This window comes from Rhizobium sp. TRM95796 (assembly GCF_025779995.1).
Lineage (GTDB): Bacteria > Pseudomonadota > Alphaproteobacteria > Rhizobiales > Rhizobiaceae > Rhizobium_E.
The window spans coordinates 363,832-386,796 of record NZ_JAOXHE010000002.1 but is presented as its reverse complement, the minus strand read 5'-3'; the positions used below and the strand labels follow the sequence as shown (position 1 = coordinate 386,796).

Below are 22,965 nucleotides of genomic sequence, written 5' to 3'. Positions count from 1 at the left end.
CTGAGATCTATCAGCCGTCAGTCTGGTAAATCCTTGGTTAATGCCGATGAAATCAACTTTCTGCGACATCAAAAGCCGGTTATGGCGCGCCTATTCGTCTTGCTGCGATGTGCCGGCTTCTATATGGTCCGACAACCCGTAAAAAGCGATTGCGGCTAAAGAATGGGCCGGTCGGCCGATGAGGAGTTCAGTAGATGTTCAAGGGTTCCATTCCCGCACTTTTGACGCCGTTCGCTGAGGATGGCGGCGTCGATGAAGCCAGTTTCGCAGCGCATGTCGAATGGCAGATCGCCGAGGGCAGCGCCGGCCTCGTGCCGGTAGGCACGACGGGCGAATCGCCGACGCTCAGCCATGCGGAACACAAGCGCGTGGTCGAACTCTGCGTGGAACTCGCCAGAGGCCGCGTTCCGGTGATCGCAGGCGCGGGATCGAACAACACCACCGAGGCGATCGAACTCGCGCGTCATGCCGAAAAGGCCGGCGCCGACGCGCTTCTCGTCGTCACGCCCTATTACAACAAGCCCACCCAGAAAGGCTTGATCGCGCATTATTCCGCGATCGCCGAAGCGGTGAGCCTGCCGATCTTTATCTACAATATTCCCGGCCGCTCGGTGATCGACATGACGCCCGAGACCATGGGCCATCTCGCTGGCGCCTATGACAACATCGTCGGCGTCAAGGACGCGACCGGCAAGATCGAACGCGTGTCCGAGCAGCGCATCTCCTGCGGCAAGGAATTCATCCAACTGTCCGGAGAAGACGCGACCGCGCTCGGCTTCAACGCCCATGGCGGCGTCGGCTGTATTTCCGTCACCGCCAATGTCGCGCCGAAGCTCTGCGCCGAATTCCAGGCGGCGACGCTGGCCGGTGATTATGCCCGCGCGCTCGAGCTTCAGGACAGGCTGATGCCGCTGCACAAGGCCATCTTCATGGAGCCCGGTGTCTGCGGCGCAAAATATGCGCTGTCCAAGATGGGCCGCATGAGCCGCGCCGTGCGCTCGCCATTGGTGCCGATGCTCGAGCCCGCTACCGAAGCCGCCCTTGACAATGCGCTTCGCCATGCCGATCTGATGGCGTGAGATGACACACAAAGGCAGACCCACGCCGATCAAGAAGATCGTGGCGGAGAACCGTAAGGCCCGCTTCAATTTCGAGATCGTCAATACCTATGAAGCGGGCTTGATGCTGACCGGCACCGAGGTCAAGTCTTTGCGCGAGGGCAAGGCGAATATCGCCGAATCCTACGCCAGCGACGAGAATGGCGAGATCTGGCTGATCAATTCCTACGTTCCAGAATATCTGCAGGCCAATCGCTTCAATCACGCGCCGCGCCGGCCGCGCAAACTCCTGCTGTCTGGCAAGGAGATCAACCGGCTCCGCATCGCCATTACCCGCGAGGGCATGACGCTTGTTCCGTTGAAGGTCTATTTCAACGACAAGGGCAGGGCGAAGCTGGAACTGGCGCTGGCCAAGGGTAAGAAACTTCACGACAAGCGCGAAACCGAAAAGCAGCGGGATTGGGACCGTCAGAAGGGCCGTCTGCTGCGCGATCACGGCTGATCGGGTGAGCTTCCCGTCGCCGTATCGTCGCGCCTGGGATAGGAATGGAAAAGGGCGCCTCGGCGCCCTTTCGTCATGACACGGTGTGTCCGAGGTTTAGAGGTCGACATCCTCGTTGACCGGCTCCGGAGCCGGACGCGGCGCGCGTTCGGAGGGGTCGCGGCCCACTTCGGCCTTCAGCGTCACAAGATCGATGAAATGATCGGCCTGGCGGCGAAGATCGTCGGCGATCATCGGCGGTTGGGTGGACATGGTCGAAACGACCGAAACTTTGCGGCCCTTGCGCTGAAGGGCTTCGACCAGCGTGGTGAAATCGCCGTCGCCGGAAAAAATCACCAGGTGATCGACGACTTCGGATTGCTCCATGGCGTCGATCGCCAGTTCGATATCCATGTTTCCCTTGATCTTGCGTCGGCCGAGCGAGTCGGTGAATTCCTTGGCCGGCTTCGTGATCACTTTATAGCCATTGTAATCGAGCCAGTCGATCAGTGGGCGAATAGAGGAATATTCCTGATCCTCGATCAGAGCTGTATAATAATAGGCCCGTAAGAGGTAACCGCGTTTCTGAAAAGCCTTGAGGAGTTTCCGATAATCGATATCAAATCCGAGACTTTTGGAGGCGGCGTAAAGGTTGGCTCCATCGATAAATAACGCAATTTTTTCGCGCGGATCAAACATGTTTATTCCTGTTCGGTTGCAGCATCGCAACGATCTACCTGATAGACCGCAGCCCTATAGCTTCCTCTGAATAATTCAAGTATTTTATGAATCATTCATATAAGAGTCTTTTTAATTTATTAACAGTCGCTTTCCAAGGATTATTTGGCGTTGGGGAACTGGGTTCGATAAACTTTTGGCCTACGCCGGGCCGAGAGCATCCTTTCTTTTGCTCTTGGCGCGCGAAATCCGGAAGACGCAGTTTTGTGAACTGCGCGAGCTGAGAAAAACGGCAGACCCACAAGTCGTGTCTCTTTCACAATACTCCATCGCAAATCAGATAGGAACTAAAATATAGAGGCCTCCGGGTTATGAAATCATCATTGTTTCGAGAGTAAGGGTGGTGGTTCATTCTCCGTTATATTGGTATTTTTTTCCGGTGGAGACGACGGCGTCGGCGTATCGGGCGAAAAGAGATTTCTCGTCGGGGCGCTGAAGATCTCCTGCAGGTCTAAAAACACGAGATCTACCTGACCTGAACCTAGATTGCGCTGGAATCGAGCTTTTTTAGGATTTCACAAAATATGCGGCGTCCTCAACCGGCCATCTTGAAATCGCCGCGTAAAAACTGTAACGCCACGGGCTTGACATCTGTGGAAAACGAATAAGGACAGGCAATGGCCCGCGTCACGGTAGAAGATTGCATCGACAAGGTCGACAATCGTTTCGAGTTGGTTTTGTTGGCGAGCCATCGCGCCCGCCTCATTTCTCAGGGCGCGCCGATCACCATCGATCGCGACAACGACAAGAATCCTGTGGTGGCTCTGCGTGAAATCGCCGACGAGATGCTTTCTCCGGGCGATCTGAAGGAAGATCTCATCCATTCGCTTCAGAAGCATGTGGAAGTCGACGAGCCGGAACCCGATGCGTCGTCGCTGCTGTCGACCGAGAGCGCCGCCGATGTCGGTGATGAGGACGAGGATCAGCCCGATACGCTGAATTTCGACCAGATGTCGGAAGAAGAGCTGCTCGCCGGCATCGAAGGTCTCGTCCCGCCGGAGAAGAACGACGACTATTAATCCTTCGCTAGCCATCGGCCTGCAATAAAGGCCCGTGCGACATGCGTTGTGTTTATAGAATCAGGCGCCGGTCTCGAGATCGGCGCTATCTTTGTTTTTGCGGGAGCCGCCCCTTCATGATGCGCCAATACGAGCTCGTCGAGCGCGTCCAGAAATACAAGCCGGATGTGAACGAAGCGCTTCTGAACAAGGCTTATGTCTACGCCATGCAGAAGCATGGCCTGCAGAAGCGCGCCAGCGGCGATCCCTATATCTCGCATCCGCTTGAAGTGGCCGCCATCCTGACCGACATGCATCTGGACGAATCGACCATCGCGGTCGCGCTTCTGCATGACACGATCGAAGACACTTCGGCGACCCGTGACGAAATCGATCGCATGTTCGGCGAGGACATCGGTCGTCTGGTCGAGGGACTAACCAAGATCAAGAAACTCGATCTCGTGTCCCGCAAGGCCAAGCAGGCGGAAAATCTGCGCAAGCTGTTGCTCGCGATTTCCGACGACGTGCGCGTTCTGCTGGTCAAACTGGCCGACCGCCTGCACAATATGCGCACGCTCGACCATATGACCCAGGAAAAGCGAGCCCGCATTTCCGAGGAGACGATGGACATCTATGCGCCGCTGGCCGGCCGCATGGGTATGCAGGACATGCGCGAAGAGCTCGAAGAGCTGTCCTTCCGCCATATCAATCCGGAAGCGCATGCGACGATCTCGCGGCGACTGGAGGAACTGTCGGAACGCAATGCCGATCTCGTCCAGCGCATCGAACAGGAGCTGACGGAACTTCTCAACGTCAACGGCCTCGGCAAGGCCTACGTCAAGGGTCGTCAGAAGAAGGCCTATTCGGTCTTTCGCAAGATGCAGTCGAAGTCCCTGTCTTTCGAGCAGCTTTCTGATGTCTACGGCTTCAGGGTCATCGTCGATCAGGTGCCGGACTGCTACAAGGCGCTGGGCATCGTCCATACGCGCTGGCGCGTCGTGCCGGGCCGGTTCAAGGATTATATTTCGACGCCCAAACAGAACGACTATCAGTCGATCCATACGACCATCGTCGGCCCCGCCCGCCAGCGTATCGAACTGCAGATCCGCACGATGCGGATGCATGAGATCGCCGAATACGGCATCGCCGCGCACACGCTCTACAAGGACGGAGCCAACGGCCAGGGCGGGGAGGGCGCCAATCGCCAGTCCAACGCCTATTCCTGGCTGCGCCTGACGATCGAATCGCTGGCGGAAGGCGACAATCCCGAAGAGTTCCTCGAGCACACCAAGCTCGAACTGTTCCAGGATCAGGTATTCTGCTTTACGCCGAAGGGCAAGCTCATCGCCCTGCCGCGCGGCGCGACGCCCATCGATTTCGCCTATGCCGTCCACACCAATATCGGCGACACCTGCGTGGGCGCCAAGATCAACGGCCGCATCATGCCGCTGGTGACGAGGCTCGCCAATGGCGACGAGGTCGAGATCATCCGCTCGGGCGTACAGGTTCCTCCCGCCGCCTGGGAGGAGATCGTCGTCACCGGCAAGGCGCGCTCGGCCATCCGCCGCGCGACGCGTCTTGCCATTCGCAAGCAATATGCGGGTCTCGGCCAGCGCATCCTGGAGCGCACGTTCGAGCGCGCCGGCAAGGTCTTCTCGCGCGACGTGATGAAGCCGTCGCTGCATCGCCTCGGCCATAAGGAGGTCGAGGACGCCATCGCCGCCGTCGGCCGCGGCGAGATGTCGTCGCTCGACGTGCTCAAGGCCTGTTTCCCGGATTATCAGGACGAACGCGTCACCGTCAAAAGCAACGAAGAAGGCTGGTTCAACGTTCGCAGCGCCCAGGGCATGATCTTCAAGATCCCGGAGGGCCAGAAGAAGCGCGTAGACGCCGCATCCGACGGCAACGAGCCGGGTCCGGAACTGTTTCGGGGTCTGTCGCGTGACATCGAAGTGCATTTTGCGCCATCCGGCGCGGTGCCCGGCGACAGAATCGTCGGCATTCACGACGGCGATCACGCCATCACCGTCTATCCCATCCAGTCGCCTGCGCTTCAGAAGTTCGACGAACTGCCCGAGCGCTGGATCGACATCCGCTGGGATCTCGACGAAGCCAACAAGGCGCGCTTCGTCGCCCGCATCCTGATCAACGCCATCAACGAGCCCGGCACGCTGGCGACCATCGCCCAAGCGATCGGCACGGCGGATGTCAATATCCGCACCATGTCCATGGTCCGCGTCGCCTCCGACTTCACCGAAATGGCGATCGACGTCGAGGTCTGGGATCTGCGACAGCTCAGCCATCTCCTGGCGCAGCTCAAGGATCTTCAATGCGTCTCGACCGTCAAACGGGTCTTCGACTGAGATACGGGACGGAGCGCCGGAAAAACCGGCATTCTGCCCCGTTGTCGAGCGGCTATCGCGCGTATTTTAATCAGTTTTAACCAGGCATGCTTTTGTTGCATGGCAGCGTCAATGAAAGGAAACTTGTGCGCTGCAGCAGATGAACTATCTTAGTCTTCGATAGGGAGGAACAACGGAAAGCAAAGGAGTTTCCAATGTTCGGCTATATGTCTAAGATTGCCAATCGTCTGCGTGGTCCCTCGGTGGAAGATCGCGAAATGGCTTACCTGAATGCTGCGGCGGACCGCATCGATCTCGAATATCGCCAGCGCCAGGTGGATCGCGGCATGTTCCGCAACCGCGCCGTCAACTTCCTCTGAGTGAAGTTCGAGGCTGGGAGCAAGTCTCCCGACGACATCAGGCTGGCGCCCGCGCCGGCCTTATTTTTTGTCCGATCGGCTGTCGCGTGAGGAATTTCGCCGTCCGAAATTGCCGGCGCGTTGCATGCGCCCCGTTCCGCGCCTATGTCCTGTCGCGAGGAAACACCGCGCGAACGGCAAGAAGGACGGACAATGATCATCGGCATCGGCAGCGACCTGATCGACATCAGGCGGGTGGAGAAGACGCTCGAACGATTTGGAGAGCGGTTCGTCAAACGGTGTTTCACCGATATCGAGCGGGCGAAATCGGATGGCCGCAAGAATCGCGCCGCGTCCTACGCCAAGCGTTTCGCCGCCAAGGAGGCCTGCTCGAAAGCGCTCGGCACCGGCCTCGCCCAGGGTGTTCTCTGGAAAGACATGGGGGTCATCAACCTTCCGGGCGGCAAGCCGACCATGAAGCTGACCGGCGGAGCGGCCGAACGACTTGCGACGCTTGTGCCGAATGGACACACACCGGTCATCCACATCACCATCACCGACGATTTTCCCCTGGCTCAAGCCTTCGTGATCATCGAAGCCGTGCCGGAAGCAGCCTGAACGCGCCGCCATCGGGTGCAAAGCTTGCCGCCGCCGGGGGAAAGAGCTAGACAGAGCAAAAACCGACGCCAGGTTTGGGCGGGCGGATGTCAAGAGGAATGAATGAGCGTGACCGAACATCGCAAGCCGGAAGAGAAAAACGCCTTCTGGGAAACCATTGTCGTCCTGTTCCAGGCGTTTCTGCTGGCCGGCGTCATCCGTACGGTTCTGCTCCAGCCTTTCACCATCCCCTCCGGCTCGATGATGCCGACCCTGCTGATCGGCGACTACCTGCTGGTGAACAAATTTTCCTATGGTTATTCGCGCTACTCCTTGCCGCTCTATAACCCGGATTGGTTCGAGGGGCGACTGTTCGGCAGCGAGCCGGCGCGCGGCGACGTCGTCGTCTTCCGCCTGCCGAGCGATCCGTCGATCGACTATATCAAGCGCGTCGTCGGCCTGCCCGGCGACCGTATCCAGGTCAAGGGCGATGTGCTCTTCATCAACGACAAGCCGGTGGAGCGCAAGGAAGACGGCACCTTCACCACCGACGAGGAAGACACCGAAGGCGTGGGCGTGCAGTATAGTCGCGATTATCAGGGCGTGCCGGTGTTCCGTGAAACATTCGACAACGGCGTGAGCTTCGATACGCTCGACTTGACGCCGACCGGCGAGGGCGACAACACCCAGGTCTTCACCGTTCCCGCCAAGCATTATTTCATGATGGGCGACAACCGCGACAACTCCGCCGACAGCCGTTTCGGCGTCGGCTACGTGCCGGAAGAAAATCTGGTCGGTCGCGCGAGCTTCATCATCTTCTCCATCGCCAACCGCACGCCGTTCCTGCATGTCTGGAAATGGCCGGCCAATCTCCGTTACGAACGTTTCTTCAAGGCGATCAAATGAGCCGGAAGTCGGTCATCTCGCCTGACGAACGCGACAGGCTGGAAGCCCTCATCGGCTATAGCTTCAACGACAAGAACCGGCTGGAGCGGGCGATGACCCACTCCAGCGCCCGCGTCGCCAAGGGCGGCAATTACGAGCGGCTGGAATTTCTCGGCGATCGCGTGCTCGGCCTGTGCATCGCCGAATTGCTGTTCACCACCTACAAGACTGCCGCCGAGGGTGAATTGTCGGTCAGGCTGAACAAACTCGTCTCCGCCGAAGCCTGCGCCGAAATCGCCGATCTCATGGAGTTGCACCGCTATATCCGCACCGGCGCCGACCTCAAGAAGATCACCGGGGAGCGGATGAAGAACGTCCGCGCCGACGTGGTGGAGAGCCTGATCGCCGCCATCTATCTCGATGGAGGACTGGAGGCCGCGCGCGGCTTCGTCCTGCGGCAATGGAGCGACCGGGCGACGCGCGCCGAGCCGATGCGCCGCGATCCCAAGACCGAATTGCAGGAATGGGCGCATCAGAAATTCGGCTTCGCCCCTACCTATCGGATCGAGGACCGCAGCGGTCCCGATCATGCCCCCGAATTCACAGTGCTCGTCGAAATCGGCGATCTCGCTCCCGAAAAAGGCGTGGATCGCTCCAAGCGCGCCGCCGAACAGGTCGCCGCGCGCAAAATGCTGGAGCGTGAAGGCGTCTGGGCTCCGGAGCCCGCTCTCAACGGATTGGAAAAATAATGGAAGACTCTGAACGCGCTGCGGAGACCGCCGCCCCGACCCGCTCCGGCTTCGTCGCCCTGATCGGCGCCACCAATGCCGGCAAGTCGACTCTCGTCAACCGCCTGGTGGGCGCCAAAGTGTCGATCGTGTCGCACAAGGTCCAAACCACCCGCGCCATCATCCGCGGGATCGCCATCCATGACAATGCCCAGATCGTCTTCATGGACACGCCCGGCATCTTCAAGCCGCGTCGTCGGCTGGACCGCGCCATGGTGACCACCGCCTGGGGCGGCGCAAAGGACGCCGATATCATCGTGCTCCTGATCGACGCCGAACGCGGCATCAAGGGCGACGCTGAGAAGATCCTGGAAGCGTTGAAGGACGTCAAACAGCCGAAAATCCTGCTGCTCAACAAGATCGACCAGGTCCGCCATGAGGCCCTTCTCGAGCTTACCCAGACCGCCAATGAAATGGTCGATTTCGAAGCCACCTTCATGATCTCGGCGCTCAAGGGCGCCGGCTGCGACGACCTGATGAACTATCTCTCCGCGGCGCTGCCGGAGGGCCCCTGGTACTATCCTGAAGACCAGATCTCCGACCTGCCGATGCGGCAGCTGGCGGCGGAAATCACCCGCGAAAAGCTCTTCCTGCGCCTGCATCAGGAGCTGCCCTACGCCTCGCATGTCGAGACGGAGAAGTGGGAAGAGCGCAAGGATGGCTCGGTGCGCATCGAGCAGGTCATCTATGTCGAGCGCGACAGCCAGAAGAAGATCGCGCTGGGCAAGGGCGGCGAGGCCATCAAGGCCATCTCGACGGCGGCGCGCAAGGAGATTTCCGAAATCCTCGAACAGCCCGTGCATCTCTTCCTGTTCGTCAAGGTGCGTGAGAACTGGGGCGACGACCCCGAACGCTTCCGCGAAATGGGCCTCGACTTCACCAAATAGGCGGGAATGTAAGCATGGCGTGAAGCGTGCTTGAGGTGCATGACGGCGAATGCCGACTGACAGGAAGCGCCAATGCGTGATCCCGATGGTTTCAACCAAGATCCGCACTCGCCTCTCGCCGTCGACGGAAACGACGAGGTCCGGGGCGAGGCTATCTGGGGGGCGAAGAAGGCGCTGACGGCCGAGGTACAGGCGGAGTATGACGCCTGGTTCCGGCGCAAGGTGCAGGAGAGGCTGGATGAGGCCCGTAACCCGGCTGCGGTCTTCTATACCCAGGAAGACGCCGAGGCGATGATGGAAGCTCGACTCGAAGAGCCCATTGCTTAGGCGCGCAGGCCTGCGGATTGAATGACCGACACGAGCGAAGAATCATGCGCTCGTCCTCCTAGACTATCTTGCCATCGACAATCCGGTTGCGGTTCGCTGTGCTCTGAAGCGGATAACCACTCGGCTCCGAATATCAGTCTCATATCCCTTTGCCGGACGATCAGGCCGGTTCATCGGTACACGCGAATTGGTCATAACGGTTTGACCCTTCATCGCCGTTTACACGGTGGAAAGTGGCGTTTGCAGGATCGAGAGCCTCCTCCACGCCGCCCAGCTCTACCCTCCCGATACCCCATAAGCCTCACTTTTCGCAACGAAGCGTCAACCGTCCGCCGGCTTGTCCGCCGGTGCATTTGCGTCCATTGCAGGCTGGTATCATCAACGGCGCCGTGCGCCGATGCGAGGATTGGAACATGCCGCAGCTGATCGACGGAAAATGGGTCAATGACGACGTCGCCGCCAACGAGATGAAAAACGGCGTCTTTCATCGCGAACCGACCAAATTTCGGGACTGGTTGACCGCGGATGGCGGACCGGGGCCGGAAGGGCAGCGTGGCGTAAAAGCCGAGCCGGGCCGGTTTCAGCTGTTCATCTCCCGGCTTTGCCCCTGGGCGTCGCGCACCTTCATGATGCGCAATCTCAAAGGTCTCGGGCAACTGATGCCGGTCTCGATCGCCGCAGGCGCGATGACCGACAATGGCTGGGAATATCCCGAACCGCAGGATACGGGCGAGGGCAGCCCCGCTATCTCCTATCAGCACCAGCTGTATACACTTTCCGATCCCCATTATTCCGGCAAGGTCTCGGTGCCGGCGCTCTGGGACCGCAAGGAAGGCCGGATCGTCAACAACGAATCCGCCGACATCATCCGCATGCTGAACACCGCATTCGACGGGCTGACCGGCAATCGCCTCGATTTCTATCCGGAACCGCTCAGGGCCGAGATCGACCGCTGGAACGCGCTCATCTACGACACCGTCAACAACGGCGTCTACAAGGCGGGATTCGCCAAGACGCAGAGCGCCTACGACGCCGCCGTCACGGCGCTGTTCGAGACGCTGGACAGTCTGGAAGCGCATCTCGGCGAACATCGTTACGTGGCCGGAGAGTTTATGACCGAGGCCGACATTCGGCTGTTCGTGACGCTGATCCGTTTTGATGTCGCCTATGTCGGCGCGTTCAAGTGCAATCTGCGCCGGATCGAGGACTATCCCAACCTCGCCGCCTATGCCCGCGAACTCTATCAATGGGACGGCATTGCCGAGACCGTGTCGATAACGGACATCAAGGCTGGCTATTATTCCATCGCCCACGTCAATCCGACGCGGATAGTGCCGAAGGGCCCGCTGATTGACTTTACCCGACTGCATGACCGCGTCAGGCTTTCCGGCAAAGGCGTCTGGCGGCGCTGATCTGCATATCTTCCATATAAAGAGAAAGGCCGCGACGAGCGCGGCCTCCCTCATCAGGACAGGTTTCTCAGCGAACCACGACCATGTCGTTTTCCAGCCGACGATTGGCGCCGGCGCCGATGAACCCGCCAAACCAGCTGGCGAGGGCGCCGAGGGCGAGCGCGATCACCGAGAGCACCGCTCCGGCCGAAATCGCCTTGGTCGCCGTCTGGGCTGCGTCCGCGGCCTGTTGCTTGGCGGCCGCCATGGCGTCCCGGTACTGGGTTTCATAGGTCTGCACCTGCTGGCGGGCCTGTTCGACCGGGATGTTCTGGGCGCGGGCCAAGGCATTCGCCGCCTGTTCGCGGGCTTCCGCGGCCTTGGCCTGATCACCCGTCAACAGCGCCTGCATGGAGGTCACCGCCATGTCGCGTAGCGCTGCGGGATCGTTGCCGCCGCTCGCCTCGCGGATGCGCTGCTCGATCGCGGCCATCGGATTGGCGATCGTATCGAGCGCTGCCGGAGCCGCGGCCCCTGCCGCCGCCGACACGGTGGAGCCGGCGCCCGACACGATCGAGCTCAGCCCGGTGAAGGCGCCGCCGATCAAGGCGCCGACCGAGGTCGTCAGCAGATAGACGATCACCAGCGTCGTCACGGCCCAGCTCGTCAAGGCATGCAGGCCTCCGATCGAGCGGAGCGAGCGTCCGGACATGCGGCTTGCGACATAACCGCCGAGGAAGGAGGCGATCAGGCCGCTGGCGACAAACCAGACGGCCGCGCCGGTCGAGAATGCGCCGGCGCCGGGATTGTCCGTCGTCGCGGGGTCGATGATCGCCGCCCCGACGCCGGCTCCCAGGAGATTGATCAGCAACTGCACGGTCAGGGCAATCGCCACGCCTGCGAAAACCGCGCCCCAGGAAACCTTGTTGATTGCGGGCTGAGCGGCGACAATGCCGTCTCCGTCCCTATATGTGTGCAGGGTCATCGTGTCCGCCATGGAAAAATCTCCTCTTAAGTGTCCGCTAATGGACGGCGAGGAAACGCACGACGTCGGCTGATCGTTCCGCAGCGAGGACGACGATTCGCCAATTATTCGGAACATTTACGGCCCCGTGTAGGTGCGCGCGGCCGGCAACTTTCCGGGGTGGGCGGCGCGGCCGCCGCCCGCTCCGGCATCATTTTCTCTTCATCGCTTCCATCAACGCAGCGCCGAAGGCGCCCTGGCTCGGCTGCGGCTGCTTCGGCGCAGCCTGCCGGTAATTGGCGCCGGCCGAACCGCCGCGATTACGGTCTTCGCGCGGTTCGCGCGGGCCGCTCGCCTCTTTCTTCATCGACAGTGCGATGCGTTTGCGTTTGGCGTCGACCTCCACCACCCGCACCTTGACAATGTCGCCGGCTTTTACGACCTCATGCGGATCCTTGATGAAACGGTCGGCGAGTTCGGACACATGCACCAGCCCGTCCTGGTGCACGCCGATATCGACGAAGGCGCCGAAGGCGGCGACATTGGTGACCGTGCCTTCCAGCATCATGCCCGGCCGGAGATCGCTGATTTCCTCGATACCGTCGGCGAATGTCGCGGTCTTGAATTCCGGGCGCGGGTCGCGACCCGGCTTTTCCAGTTCGGCGATGATGTCCTTGACGGTGGGAAGGCCGAATTTGTCGTCGATGAACTGGCGCGGATCGAGCTTTTTCAGCGTTGCGCTGTCGCCCATGATGCTGCGCAGATCACGGCCGCAGGCGGCGACGATCCTGCGGGCGACGTCATAGGCTTCCGGGTGCACGGAGGAGGCGTCGAGCGGCTCCTTGCCGTTGGCGATGCGGAGAAAGCCCGCGCATTGCTCGAACGTGCGGGCGCCGAGCCGCGGCACCTTCATCAACTCCTTACGGCTTTTGAACGCGCCGTTCTCGTCGCGATGGGCGACGATCAGCGTCGCAAGCGTCTGGTTCAGGCCGGATACACGCGAGAGCAGAGGGGCCGATGCGGTGTTGAGATCGACGCCCACGGCGTTCACCGCGTCTTCGACGACGCCGTCCAGCGATCGACCGAGCTTGCCCTGGTCGACGTCATGCTGGTACTGGCCGACGCCGATCGATTTCGGCTCGATCTTGACCAGCTCCGCGAGCGGATCCTGCAGGCGCCGCGCGATGGAGACCGCGCCGCGCAGCGACACGTCGAGCTGCGGAAATTCCTTTGCCGCCAGTTCCGACGCCGAATAGACCGACGCGCCGGCCTCCGAAACGATCACCTTGGTCGGCTTGGGCGCCGGCAATTTTCCCAGCAGGTCGGCCACCAGCTTTTCGGTCTCGCGACTTGCCGTTCCGTTGCCGATGGCGATGAGGTCGACCTTGTGCTTGCGGATTAGGCTGGCGATCTCGGTCTGCGCGCCCATCAGGTCGTTGCGTGGCTGGAACGGGTAGACGGTGGATGTGTCGAGCAGCTTGCCCGTCTCGTCGACCACCGCCACCTTCACGCCGGTGCGGATGCCCGGATCGAGCCCGATGGCGCGGCGCATGCCTGCGGGCGCAGCCAGCAGCAAATCCTTGAGATTGCGGGCGAAGACGTGGATGGCCTCTTCCTCGGCGCGCTCGCGCATGTCCCGGATGAGTTCGAGCGACAGCGAGGAGAAGAGCTTCACGCGCCAGGTCCAGCCCGCGGCGTCGCGAAGCCATTGGTCGCCTGGGCCGCTGCCGCGCGTGTCGAGCGCCGCCGCCACGATCGCTTCAGCCGGCTTGATCGGCGAGAGATCGTCGGCGTCGACCTCGAGCGTCACGGACAAGACTTCCTCATTCCAGCCGCGCAGCATGGCGAGCACGCGATGGCTGGGCGCCTTGGCCCAGGGTTCCTTGTGGTCGAAATAGTCGGAGAATTTTTCCGCATTATCCTTCTTGGCGTCGGCGACTTTGGACACCAGCACGGCGCGGGCCTGCATATGGCCCCTGAGCCGGCCGATGAGTTCGGCGTTTTCCGACAGGTCTTCGGCGATGATGTCTCGCGCGCCTTCGAGCGCCAATTTCACATCCGTCACCTCGTCCTTGACGAAGGCTTCGGCAAGCTTGGCGGGCGTCGCCGCGCGATCGGCGAGGATCGCTTCCGCCAATGCGCCGAGGCCGCGCTCCCGGGCGATCTGGGCGCGGGTGCGGCGCTTGGGCTTGTAGGGAAGATAGATGTCCTCGAGCACCGCCTTGGTGTCCGCCTGCAGGATCTTGAGCCGGAGTTCGTCCGTCATCTTGCCCTGGGTTTGGATGGAGTCGAGGATCGTGTCGCGTCGGGCCTCCATTTCCCTCAGATAGACCAGCCGTTCGGAAAGCGTGCGGAGCTGGGTATCGTCCAGCCCGCCCGTCACTTCCTTGCGATAGCGGGCGATGAAGGGAATGGTCGACCCTTCGTCGATCAGACCCACGGCTGCCTGCACCTGTTGCGGCCTTGCGTTGATCTCGGAAGCGATCGTGGCGGCTAGGCGGTTCATGTCTGCGGGCATGGCGTGTTCTCGTCCTTATTTGGGATGGGCGGACCATAGTCATGAACGGGCAAAATGGAAGCGTCGGGGCAAAATTCCCACAATTCACGCATTTTGCGGCGCAATCGGCCAATGGATATGATTAATCGCAATCCACCGTTAAGACGGTATTCACGATAAAAATTTACTACGAGCATAATGTATTTCGTCGCCATTATTTGAGTAAAACATGTATAGCTTACATACGAATACTGTCGCCATCGGCGCGCAGCGGGCGCTGAGAACCAATGATGTCGACCTGGCGCGAGCGCAGTCGCAAACCAGCGGCGGTTTGAGAATCTCGACGTCGTCCGACAATGCCGCATACTGGTCGATCGCCACCACGATCAAGTCGGACAACCGCGCCTTGACGGCTGTGCAGGAGGGACTGGGTTTCGGTTCGGCGGTGATCGATACGGCGTCCGTGGGGTTTGCGCAGGCCATAGAGGTGATGGACGTCATCAAACAGAAGCTCGTCGCAGCGCGAGAACCGGGCGTCGATCGCGACAAGGTGAATGCGGAACTGTCCGAATTGCGCGCCCAGATTCGCAGCATCGCGGAAGCATCCTCCTTCGCCGGCGAAAACTGGCTGCACATGACCCAAGCGGGGCAAGACGAGCCGCAAGAGGTGATCGCATCGCTGACCCGCAGCCTGAATACGGGTCTTTCGGTCAACACCATCGACTACGACATGACGTCTGCGCCCGATACGGAACAGGTGTTCTACATCGTCGACGACGTCACGGGCGAGAGTGGCATCGTCACCAATTCGGCATTCGCCGACAGCCTGGGCCTCGCGACGGATTGGGTGTTGTTCAACGGCGTCAACAGCGCGGGCCATGCCGAAATCGAGATATCCAATGCGACGGACGACGCCGACATTGACGATATGATTTCGGTCGTCGACGCGATGACCAAAAAGATGATCGGCCGCGCCGCGACGCTGGGCGCGCTTCAACAGCGAATCGATCTGCAGACGGAATTCAACGCCGATCTCGGCCAGGCGATGGACCGCGGCGTCGGCAAACTGGTCGACGCGGATATGAATGCAGTCTCGGCGCGGCTGAGCGCGCTGCAGACGCGGCAGCAACTGGGGCAGTCCGCTCTGTCGATCGCCAACGAGCAACCACAGAACATTCTTCGCCTGTACAGCTGACGGGACGCATGAGGGTTCTGGTAGCCGTTGGCTTGAAGGACCGCTGTCCCGCCGCGGCCGAAACAAAATGAGATTTGAGGCCAGTGCACAGGCCTGGCGCAGGATTGATCGAGGATTGTCAACGAACACCGCCAGTTGTCATAAATTCATCAAGCTCGAACGAGCGAATCATGACGGGCGTGGCGAAAGGAGTGATCACTTGTCGACCTTCCTATTGAAGGATGTGGAATTCGCCGCCTGCGTCTACAAAGGCCTTGTGGACGATTTCGCCCAGCATTCGGTCAAGACCATTGCCGGCAAGGTGATCAAAATGGGCCGCAAGCGTTTCTCTCGCATGACGATCCATGCCGGTGAACGACAGATCAGCGCTTGGGATTATTATTGCTACGGCATGCTTAAAGGCGACACCGCCTACGGCGACAAGTTCATCCACGACTTCCTGCGTCTCGCGCTTCTGAAACGGATCGAGCGGCTGCCGGACGAACACCTGCGTCTGGTCAGCGTCTCGCAACTACGCTTCGAGGAGATCAACGACAACGCCGTGATCGGTCCCGAACTCGCCGTGCGGATGATCGAACGCGAAATCCGCCTGATGCTGCTGGATCATGGGAGGATCGTGCAGCAATTGCTGGCCAACGGGCCGAGGTTGCTCCCCATCGTGGCCGTCGAGGCCGTGCCTGCATGACGCATTGGCCATGACGAAAAGCCTGATCTCATGCTTAGCCTGAGTTCAGTGCCGCTTTCGCGTAAAACCATGCAAACGTCCTGCATATGATGCGATTGACGGCGGCGCGTCGCGTCATATTTGGCGGAAGAATTGAGTGAGCCAGAGCTTTCCAAAATCTACGTTCATATGACGACGATCTGTCTCGCGATGTTGCGTGTTGTCCCAATTGTCGCCGATCGCGAGGCTGGTCGAATTCTGCTTGTAGCGGCGTTCTGTGTTTACGCCGTTGACGATTGTTTCAAGCGGCTGAAGCGCCAGTTTGGCGTCGAACGTAGAATATATCACCTGCTCGAGCAGCGCCATGCCGTTGACGAAGGGAACCGTGCTCTGATCGTCCGTCATGTCCGCCGCGACGGGAAGCGGCATATGCCCGATAAAGATGGGTTTTGTCGAAAGCGATCGAATGAGGCTGACGATTTTCACGGCAGGCGCCTTTTTCCCGATCAAATTCGCAGCGTCGAAAAGAAATTTCTTGGTGAAAAATTGACCCTCGGGGAGGAAGAACGCCTCCACGCCGACACCGTGCACGAGGAAAACATCGTATTCGTTCGGATCGATCGATCCCAGTCCGCCGGACGTGAATTTCATCGCCTTGCGGAGGCCCGGGTCTTTTCCGACGATCCGCGCATCTTTTTCGATCAGATTCGCGATCTTGTTGCCGCGATGACCGAAGAAAACGATCTGGTGCTGCGGATAGTCGGCCGCGATTTCCGTCCACGCCAGTTTGAGCGCGGCAATGTGACTGTTGCCGATGATCGCGATCTTCATTGTCCGCCTCCGAACGCGCCCAGGAGTTCTTCCTCGCACACGACGTCCGCAGATGCTTGCGCCGCTTTTGCGTCGACGTCTTCGACGATCAAGTCGCCATATTTTTCCTTCAACGACTGGAAGAACGTGTCCATGACGAAACGAACGCCATAGGCGCTGACGCTGCGCATATTGGGTTCGAAGAACGCGCCCTTGAACACCGGGCTGTTGATGATTTCATACGACGGGAAATAGTCGATAAACCTGCGCGTTTGCTCCATCAGGCCGGCAACTGCTCGCAGCACCGACTTGGAATACATGGTCGCCAGCACGACGTGCTCGCCGGACGCTGTCGCTGTCAGCGGCACTGGCGACACGGTAAGGATGAAGCGCAACCGCGGATTCAACGATCTCATCGCCAGGATCGCATTTTGCAGATTGTTGCGAACCGTGGGGAAATCCTGGTTGACGAACACATGTTTCGCCGGGTCGAACTCGCCCTGTACGGTGCCCGGGCAGAGCGGATATTCATATCCGCCTTCGATATTCACCCAGCTTTCAGTCAAGCCCAGCGTGAAAACGAAGAAGTCGGACTCGACGATCGATTGTTTGAACCGCTTGATTGTTTCCTCGCGCGCCATGCGCATTTCTTCGATCGACTCGAAACCTTCGGGCTCCACCGTCGGCCTGAATGGATCGAATATCCGTCCGTTTGCTTCCCAATATTCGTCCGGCGGAGTCGCTTCCCCACTCGCCCATGAAACCCACTGTTTCAGGATTGACGTCGTGTAAATATTGCCGGTCCTCGACGTGAAAATATTGTAGTTGTATTTCTTTGTGAATTCCGGGGGCAAGCCGACAATAGGTTGTTCGGTGATGAACCAGTTGAAGCCCCTATCTTGCAGGGCGTTGCCGATATGCTGAGCAAAGCAGGAGCCATAAGTGGCGACTTTGCTGTCCGGCTTGATCTTAAATTTAGGAGACCAAAGATTATTGACCTCAAAAGCATTCAATTCAGCAACGGAGGGTCGCCAAAACGCTTTGTCCGGAAGGCTTTTATAGGGATGCATAACCAACACTCACCAGTAATTCTCTGCTCGTCTACTGCAAAAAAGTTTACAATTCAATTGTGCTCCCACAGTAAGGAGAACGGCGCATCGCCGACATAATCGGCGCCGCGCCCGATCGCTTTCACCGCCGAAACTAGTCGACCTCGGCGTCCGAGCACCAAATCGCCGATCTCGATCAATCGCGTGTTCGGCGTCGCCTGTGGCGAAGCGTTCCTGAGTTGCCGGGCCAGCGCGTCGTCGTCCAGGCTGGGCGAAACGGCCAACGCCGCGATCAGGGCGGCCGCGGGCGAGCGCGACACGCCCATCCAGCAATGAACGAGCAACGGCGCAGACTGTTCCCATCCCCGCGCGAAGTCGATGATCGCCTCGACATGGCTTTCTTGCGGCGCGATCAGCCCGTCTTTGCCGGCGAAGGCGATGTCGTTCATCGCAAGCTTCAAATGGCGAGACGCCTGCACGATGCCCGGACGGTGAAAATCCTGTTTTTCCGCGATCAGGCTGATCATTTCCGTCGCCTGATGCCGTGCGGCCATTTCGGCGATCGTCTTGAGCGGAGAGACGATGATGGTGGGCATTATCCGTTCCTCGACGAATCGATTTCGGCGAAGCGCGCGATGAAGGCGGCTTGCGCCTCGAAGGCGGGCAGGGGATCGATCGGCAGCATGTCGGCGGTGAGGCCGCGGGGCTGGCCGAAGAATTTTCGCGCCTCCGCCGCCGTGAAGCCAGCGAGTTGCGTTGCCTCGAAATAGGCCGATACTTTGTCCGCTTTCTTGATCTCGGCTTTCAACGTGGCGGAGGGATGCGGAGGCAGGCCGAAACGAATGTGAATCGCCGCTTCCAGCCGCTTTTCCACCGACTTGTAGCCGCCCCCCACCACGGCCTTGAAGGGGGAAATCATGTCGCCGATCACATATTCCGGCGCATCGTGCAGCAGAACCATCAGCAGTTCGGCCGGCTTGGCGTCGGGATGCGCATGCCGGTAGATGACCTCCACCATGAGGCTGTGCTGCGCTACGGAAAAGGCGTGGTCGCCATGCGTCTGGCCGTTCCAGCGGGCGACGCGCGCCAGGCCATGGGCGATGTCGACGATTTCGACATCGAGCGGCGAGGGGTCGAGCAGGTCGAGCCTGCGGCCCGACAGCATCCGCTGCCAGGCGCGTTGCGAAGGAGAAAGCGCCTCGATCATGACTGGACGTCTTCGGCCTCGGCGGGCCAGTCCAGTCCGCTCCAGTCAGGCAGGGACACGGCGACTGCCTGTCCGCCCACTGTCGGCTGCTGCTGCGACGCCAGCGCTGCGCCGACTTTGTCGATCCGAGCCACCGCGAGACCCTGCGCGCCGGAGACGGCGATCAGCGTTCCGACATCGCGCTCGCCGATTGTCAAAGACGCGCCGATTTCGCCGAGCGACGACCGCCCCGTCACGATCACCACACGTCGTCGCGCCGTCGACCGATGCTGGATGCGCGACACCACCTCCTGGCCGACATAGCATCCCTTCTTGAAGGACAGGCCGTCGTTCTTGTCCAGCATCAGGTCATGCGGGAAATAGTCGCCGACCTCTCTGTCTTCTGCGCCGCCGGTGACGCCGAGCGACAGCCGAAGGGCGTGATAGTCGTCCGTCGCATCCGCGGCAGGCGCGTCGTCGGGACGGCGCGTCAATATGAGCCCGGCTTTGGCGAAGCGATGATCTTTCGCGCCGTCGCCCGCCGGATCCCACGAGATCAGCGCATGGCTTTCCGGCAGGCGCGTGAATTGCGCCTTGGCGCGCAGCCTGTAGAGGATCAGCCGCTTGGCGAAAGGATCAGCCTGTTCGGCGGATGTTTCGAGCAGCAAGCCGCGCTCTGTGCGGCTGACCAGGAAATCGAACAGGATCTTGCCCTGCGGGGTCAACAGCGCTCCCGGCCGGCATTCGCCCTCGGGCAAAGCCTTGATATCCGTGGTGACGATGCTCTGCAGGAAATCTTCGGCGTCGTCGCCGGTGACCGAGATGAAGGCGCGATCGGGCAATGAAACGGCTGGCATGGCGGATGAGTCCCTTCTGATCACGCTGAGGTAGTCGCAAGCGTGGTCGGAGGCAAGATCCTGAGACGCGCTCAGTCGCCCGCCACGAAGAACTTCCATTTGCCTTCGGGCGTGATGCCGATGCGATAGAAATTATAGCCGCCGAATTCCTTCATGTCGGCCACATCCGACGCCGTCACGATCCGGTACAATTCGACCTGTTCCGGCGGCGACAGTTTGTCGAGCGATTTTTCGGCGAAATAGGGCCAGACATACTGCGCATCCGGCGTGCCCTTGTCGACCAGCGCAGCGCCCGTCGAGAGTATGTCTAGAATGATCGCCAGGATTTCTCGTCCGTCAGGATCGCCCGATACGCTCTTGAGCGCCACGATCGGATCCTCCGGGCTGTCGCCGACGGCGACTTGCGTCCCTTCTTCCCCAAGCGTCAGAAGCGGCCGCAATCGTTCGATGTCGCCGCTGGCGGCGGCTTCCACCAGCGCCACCCGCATGCGCTGGACTTGCTGAGGCAGCAGCTTGGCGTCCAGAATCATTTCGACCGGCGGGGAAACGTCGTCCTTGTCGTCGGCGGCCTGCGGGCGCACGGCGTTCTTGTCGATCAGGCCGTCGGGCATCGGTAGGCCGGGCTTGATCGTATCGCCGGCGTTTTCCGCCGGCGCGTCCGTCGACGGCTGATCCTGCAGCGCCAGCTGATCCGGACGGGCGGTCAGCGCGAAGACGGGCGCCGATGTCGAGGCCGCAAAGGCGACGCAACCCAAAAGAACGACGGCGGTATAGCGGAGCAGTGGAAGCAATCCCGGCTCAGGCATCGCGACATCCTTACTGAATCGTGCGGTTCGGCGAAAACTCTCCCGAAGCGATGCGCTCCTTCAGTGATTCGAGCAAGGCTTCGGCGCCTTCTTCGCCATGCAGCCTGATCGTCTCCTGCATGGCGAATGCGATCGCCGCCTCCGCGATGATCTCCGGCTCGATACCGTCCGCGCGGCCCTCGGCCCATGCTTCCCCCTGGCTTTCCCAGGCGGCCTGCATCTTTTCATGGACGATCATGTCGTCGAGGTCTTTGGCGGTGGCTTCCATACTCATACTTCCCTGACGGCGGTCGTCATTACCGATCCGTTAAAACTCATAGCAAGGTTTTCCCAAAACGGCATCGGGCGCAATGAAAAGAGGTTAACTTATGCTTAATTTCCGAAGCGGGCGGTAATTTCTGCTGCGAGTGTTGCCCCTTCGGCACGGTAGCGGCTTTCGGCCTCCACCGCTTGCGGCGTGCATCTGGCATAGGTGGCGGCAAAGGAACGGTAGCCGCGATTGAAGGCCGCCGTCAATTGCGCCGCCCGTTTCGGCTCGCCCTTGGTTTCATCGTCGAGCAGCGCAGCCATCGCCTGGCGCCAGGAGGGATCATGCTCGGCGCAAAGATTGCGCAGATAATGCACAGACCCAAGGATTTCCGCGAAACGCTGCAACTTGACGTCATAGGGCGCGGGCTTTTCAACGGGCTGCGGGGGCGGGGCGGTCTGATCCGTCTCTCCGGCGGGCCAGGCGACCGACGGCGCAACGGCGAGCGCGCAGATGAGGATAAAGCGAAAAATCGACATGGCCTTTCCTAGCAAAAGAGGCGCCGGCTCGCAAATCACCCGAGTCCGAGGCTCCGTTCCAACCTGTCGACGCAGTCGAGGACGGAGGCGGGGCAGTTCATAGCCTTGATTTCGTCGGGGGTGAACCAGCCGGCGTCGGCTGCGTCGTCACGCGCTTCGGCTATGGCCTCCGCATCGGCCTGGACGAGAAATACGCTCAGATGAAAATGCCTCCCGGGGTTCTCCGAATGAAGGTCGTAGGTCGCAAACAGCGTGGGATCGCGCGCGGCGATGCCCGTCTCCTCCTCGAATTCCCTGAGCGCTGTCTGATCCGGCGATTCGCCCGGCTCGGCGCGTCCGCCGGGAAAGGCGAACATGTCGAGCGAGGGCGGATTCTTGCGGCGGATCAGCAGCATGCGGCCATTGCGGATCAGGATGGCGGAGGAGGCGAGTTCTGTCTTCATCGGCACGCCTGTTTTATCGATCGCCGCGACATTGACCTGATGGGGGCGCGATGCCAAATGATTTCCCATGTGCGGACGATTTTCACTGACGGCGACGCCCGAAGAGGTGCGCGAATTCCTGGCGCTGCTGGAGCTGGAGGATTTCCCTGCGCGCTACAATATCGCGCCGACCCAGCCGATTCTCGCGGTCATCGCCGGCGAGCAGGGTGCGCCGGGCTCGAACCTTCCCGAGCGACGCGCAATGCTCATCCGCTGGGGCCTGACGCCGGGATGGGTCAAGGATCCGCGCGACTTTCCGCTGCTCGTCAATGCGCGCGCCGAGACGGCGGCGGAAAAGGCCTCCTTCCGCGCCGCCATGCGCCATCGCCGTATTCTCATACCCGCCTCGGGCTTCTACGAATGGCGCCGCCCGCCCAAGGAGAGCGGCGAGAAAAGCCAGGCCTATTGGGTGCGGCCGCGTCATGGCCGCATCGTCGCATTCGCCGGGCTGATGGAGACCTGGGCCTCGGCCGACGGCTCCGAAGTCGACACCGGCGCGATCCTGACGGCCGCCGCCAATCCCGCCTTCGCGCCGATCCATAATCGCATGCCGGTGGTGATCGCGCCCGAGGATTTCGACCGCTGGCTCGATTGCAAGACCCAAGAGCCGCGCCATGTCACTGAGCTCCTTCGCTCGCCGCCCGAGGATCTGTTCGAGGCGATCCCGGTCTCCGATCTGGTCAACAAGGTCGCCAATGTCGGGCCCGAGGTTCAGACGCCCGCCGATCCCTCTGTCGTCGTGGAAAAACCTAAGCCGAAAGCCGCCAAACCCAAGGCGGATGGCGGCGGCGGGCAGATGAGCTTGTTCTGAGTGCGGT

General features: G+C 60.6%; 26 protein-coding genes. 14 read left to right on the top strand and 12 right to left on the bottom strand.

Annotated features, from left to right (window positions below; genetic code table 11):
• Window positions 1-194: 194 nt before the first annotated feature.
• Together dapA and smpB are read left to right on the top strand one after the other, a co-directional pair.
• A complete protein-coding gene (dapA, locus tag OCK01_RS08000) occupies window positions 195-1,079 on the top strand; it encodes a 4-hydroxy-tetrahydrodipicolinate synthase (RefSeq protein WP_263823291.1) in 885 nt (294 codons plus the stop codon).
• Between the two features lies 1 nt (window position 1,080).
• Complete coding sequence (smpB, locus tag OCK01_RS07995) at window positions 1,081-1,560, top strand: SsrA-binding protein SmpB (RefSeq protein WP_182826768.1); 480 nt, start codon at window positions 1,081-1,083, stop codon at window positions 1,558-1,560.
• A 96-nt stretch (window positions 1,561-1,656) separates the two neighbouring features.
• Here smpB and OCK01_RS07990 read toward each other — a convergent pair whose 3' ends face one another.
• On the bottom strand, window positions 1,657-2,238 hold the full coding sequence (locus OCK01_RS07990; RefSeq protein WP_182826767.1) for an NYN domain-containing protein: 582 nt from the start codon (window positions 2,236-2,238) through the stop codon (window positions 1,657-1,659).
• Window positions 2,239-2,894: 656 nt separating this feature from the next.
• Here OCK01_RS07990 and rpoZ point away from each other — a divergent pair.
• The 9 genes from rpoZ to OCK01_RS07945 all read left to right on the top strand — a co-directional run bounded on the left by rpoZ (window position 2,895) and on the right by OCK01_RS07945 (window position 10,872).
• Complete coding sequence (gene rpoZ / locus OCK01_RS07985; protein ID WP_182826766.1) at window positions 2,895-3,296, top strand: DNA-directed RNA polymerase subunit omega; 402 nt, start codon at window positions 2,895-2,897, stop codon at window positions 3,294-3,296.
• Window positions 3,297-3,412: 116 nt separating this feature from the next.
• Complete coding sequence (locus OCK01_RS07980; RefSeq protein WP_263823290.1) at window positions 3,413-5,638, top strand: RelA/SpoT family protein; 2,226 nt, start codon at window positions 3,413-3,415, stop codon at window positions 5,636-5,638.
• Window positions 5,639-5,832: 194 nt separating this feature from the next.
• Window positions 5,833-5,997, top strand: coding sequence for a DUF3563 family protein (locus OCK01_RS07975; RefSeq protein ID WP_182826765.1), 165 nt, complete (start codon window positions 5,833-5,835; stop codon window positions 5,995-5,997).
• 192 nt (window positions 5,998-6,189) lie between these two features.
• A complete protein-coding gene (acpS, locus tag OCK01_RS07970; protein ID WP_263823289.1) occupies window positions 6,190-6,594 on the top strand; it encodes a holo-ACP synthase in 405 nt (134 codons plus the stop codon).
• Window positions 6,595-6,696: 102 nt separating this feature from the next.
• Window positions 6,697-7,479 (top strand): signal peptidase I, encoded by a 783-nt coding sequence (gene lepB / locus OCK01_RS07965; RefSeq protein WP_263823288.1) that lies wholly within the window; start codon window positions 6,697-6,699, stop codon window positions 7,477-7,479.
• Entirely contained in the window at window positions 7,476-8,207 is a 732-nt protein-coding gene (rnc, locus tag OCK01_RS07960) for a ribonuclease III (RefSeq protein WP_182826763.1), read from the top strand. The genes lepB and rnc overlap by 4 nt, the downstream gene beginning before the upstream one ends.
• Window positions 8,207-9,133 (top strand): GTPase Era, encoded by a 927-nt coding sequence (era, locus tag OCK01_RS07955; protein WP_263823287.1) that lies wholly within the window; start codon window positions 8,207-8,209, stop codon window positions 9,131-9,133. Before rnc ends, era begins: the two co-directional genes overlap by 1 nt.
• Before the next feature lie 72 nt (window positions 9,134-9,205).
• The gene (locus OCK01_RS07950; protein WP_263823286.1) at window positions 9,206-9,460 is read left to right on the top strand and encodes a hypothetical protein; all 255 of its coding nucleotides are present in this window, start codon (window positions 9,206-9,208) and stop codon (window positions 9,458-9,460) included.
• Between the two features lie 413 nt (window positions 9,461-9,873).
• Window positions 9,874-10,872 (top strand): glutathione S-transferase family protein, encoded by a 999-nt coding sequence (locus tag OCK01_RS07945; RefSeq protein WP_263823285.1) that lies wholly within the window; start codon window positions 9,874-9,876, stop codon window positions 10,870-10,872.
• Between the two features lie 67 nt (window positions 10,873-10,939).
• Here the strand turns inward: OCK01_RS07945 and OCK01_RS07940 are convergent, their stop codons facing one another.
• Both OCK01_RS07940 and OCK01_RS07935 read right to left on the bottom strand, forming a co-directional pair.
• Window positions 10,940-11,848, bottom strand: a complete 909-nt coding sequence (locus OCK01_RS07940; protein WP_263823284.1) for a PhnA-like protein — start codon at window positions 11,846-11,848, stop codon at window positions 10,940-10,942.
• A 178-nt stretch (window positions 11,849-12,026) separates the two neighbouring features.
• Window positions 12,027-14,333: a Tex family protein gene (locus OCK01_RS07935; RefSeq protein ID WP_263823283.1), complete on the bottom strand. Its 2,307-nt coding sequence runs from the start codon at window positions 14,331-14,333 to the stop codon at window positions 12,027-12,029.
• 208 nt (window positions 14,334-14,541) lie between these two features.
• On the opposite strand from OCK01_RS07935, the gene OCK01_RS07930 reads away from it, so the two are divergent.
• Both OCK01_RS07930 and OCK01_RS07925 read left to right on the top strand, forming a co-directional pair.
• Window positions 14,542-15,507 carry a flagellin gene (locus OCK01_RS07930; RefSeq protein WP_263823282.1) on the top strand — a complete coding sequence of 322 codons (966 nt, stop codon included), beginning with the start codon at window positions 14,542-14,544 and terminating at the stop codon, window positions 15,505-15,507.
• Between the two features lie 199 nt (window positions 15,508-15,706).
• Window positions 15,707-16,192: a hypothetical protein gene (locus OCK01_RS07925; protein WP_263823281.1), complete on the top strand. Its 486-nt coding sequence runs from the start codon at window positions 15,707-15,709 to the stop codon at window positions 16,190-16,192.
• 114 nt (window positions 16,193-16,306) lie between these two features.
• Here the strand turns inward: OCK01_RS07925 and OCK01_RS07920 are convergent, their stop codons facing one another.
• From OCK01_RS07920 to OCK01_RS07880, 9 genes are all read right to left on the bottom strand, one after another.
• Entirely contained in the window at window positions 16,307-17,002 is a 696-nt protein-coding gene (locus OCK01_RS07920; protein ID WP_263823280.1) for a hypothetical protein, read from the bottom strand.
• Entirely contained in the window at window positions 16,999-18,051 is a 1,053-nt protein-coding gene (locus tag OCK01_RS07915) for a GSCFA domain-containing protein (RefSeq protein WP_263823279.1), read from the bottom strand. The genes OCK01_RS07920 and OCK01_RS07915 overlap by 4 nt, the downstream gene beginning before the upstream one ends.
• Window positions 18,052-18,104: 53 nt before the next feature.
• Window positions 18,105-18,626 carry a tyrosine phosphatase family protein gene (locus tag OCK01_RS07910; RefSeq protein WP_263823278.1) on the bottom strand — a complete coding sequence of 174 codons (522 nt, stop codon included), beginning with the start codon at window positions 18,624-18,626 and terminating at the stop codon, window positions 18,105-18,107.
• Complete coding sequence (locus OCK01_RS07905) at window positions 18,626-19,237, bottom strand: HD domain-containing protein (RefSeq protein ID WP_263823277.1); 612 nt, start codon at window positions 19,235-19,237, stop codon at window positions 18,626-18,628. The genes OCK01_RS07910 and OCK01_RS07905 overlap by 1 nt, the downstream gene beginning before the upstream one ends.
• On the bottom strand, window positions 19,234-20,073 hold the full coding sequence (locus OCK01_RS07900; protein ID WP_263823276.1) for a YgfZ/GcvT domain-containing protein: 840 nt from the start codon (window positions 20,071-20,073) through the stop codon (window positions 19,234-19,236). Before OCK01_RS07900 ends, OCK01_RS07905 begins: the two co-directional genes overlap by 4 nt.
• A gap of 71 nt (window positions 20,074-20,144) precedes the next feature.
• The gene (locus OCK01_RS07895) at window positions 20,145-20,879 is read right to left on the bottom strand and encodes a hypothetical protein (protein WP_263823275.1); all 735 of its coding nucleotides are present in this window, start codon (window positions 20,877-20,879) and stop codon (window positions 20,145-20,147) included.
• A 10-nt stretch (window positions 20,880-20,889) separates the two neighbouring features.
• Window positions 20,890-21,147, bottom strand: a complete 258-nt coding sequence (locus OCK01_RS07890) for a hypothetical protein (RefSeq protein WP_182826749.1) — start codon at window positions 21,145-21,147, stop codon at window positions 20,890-20,892.
• 104 nt (window positions 21,148-21,251) lie between these two features.
• On the bottom strand, window positions 21,252-21,665 hold the full coding sequence (locus tag OCK01_RS07885) for a TIGR02301 family protein (RefSeq protein WP_263823274.1): 414 nt from the start codon (window positions 21,663-21,665) through the stop codon (window positions 21,252-21,254).
• 35 nt (window positions 21,666-21,700) lie between these two features.
• On the bottom strand, window positions 21,701-22,108 hold the full coding sequence (locus OCK01_RS07880; RefSeq protein ID WP_263823542.1) for an NUDIX hydrolase: 408 nt from the start codon (window positions 22,106-22,108) through the stop codon (window positions 21,701-21,703).
• A gap of 67 nt (window positions 22,109-22,175) precedes the next feature.
• Here OCK01_RS07880 and OCK01_RS07875 point away from each other — a divergent pair, with 67 nt between their 5' ends.
• The gene (locus OCK01_RS07875) at window positions 22,176-22,958 is read left to right on the top strand and encodes an SOS response-associated peptidase (protein WP_263823273.1); all 783 of its coding nucleotides are present in this window, start codon (window positions 22,176-22,178) and stop codon (window positions 22,956-22,958) included.
• Window positions 22,959-22,965 lie beyond the last annotated feature (7 nt).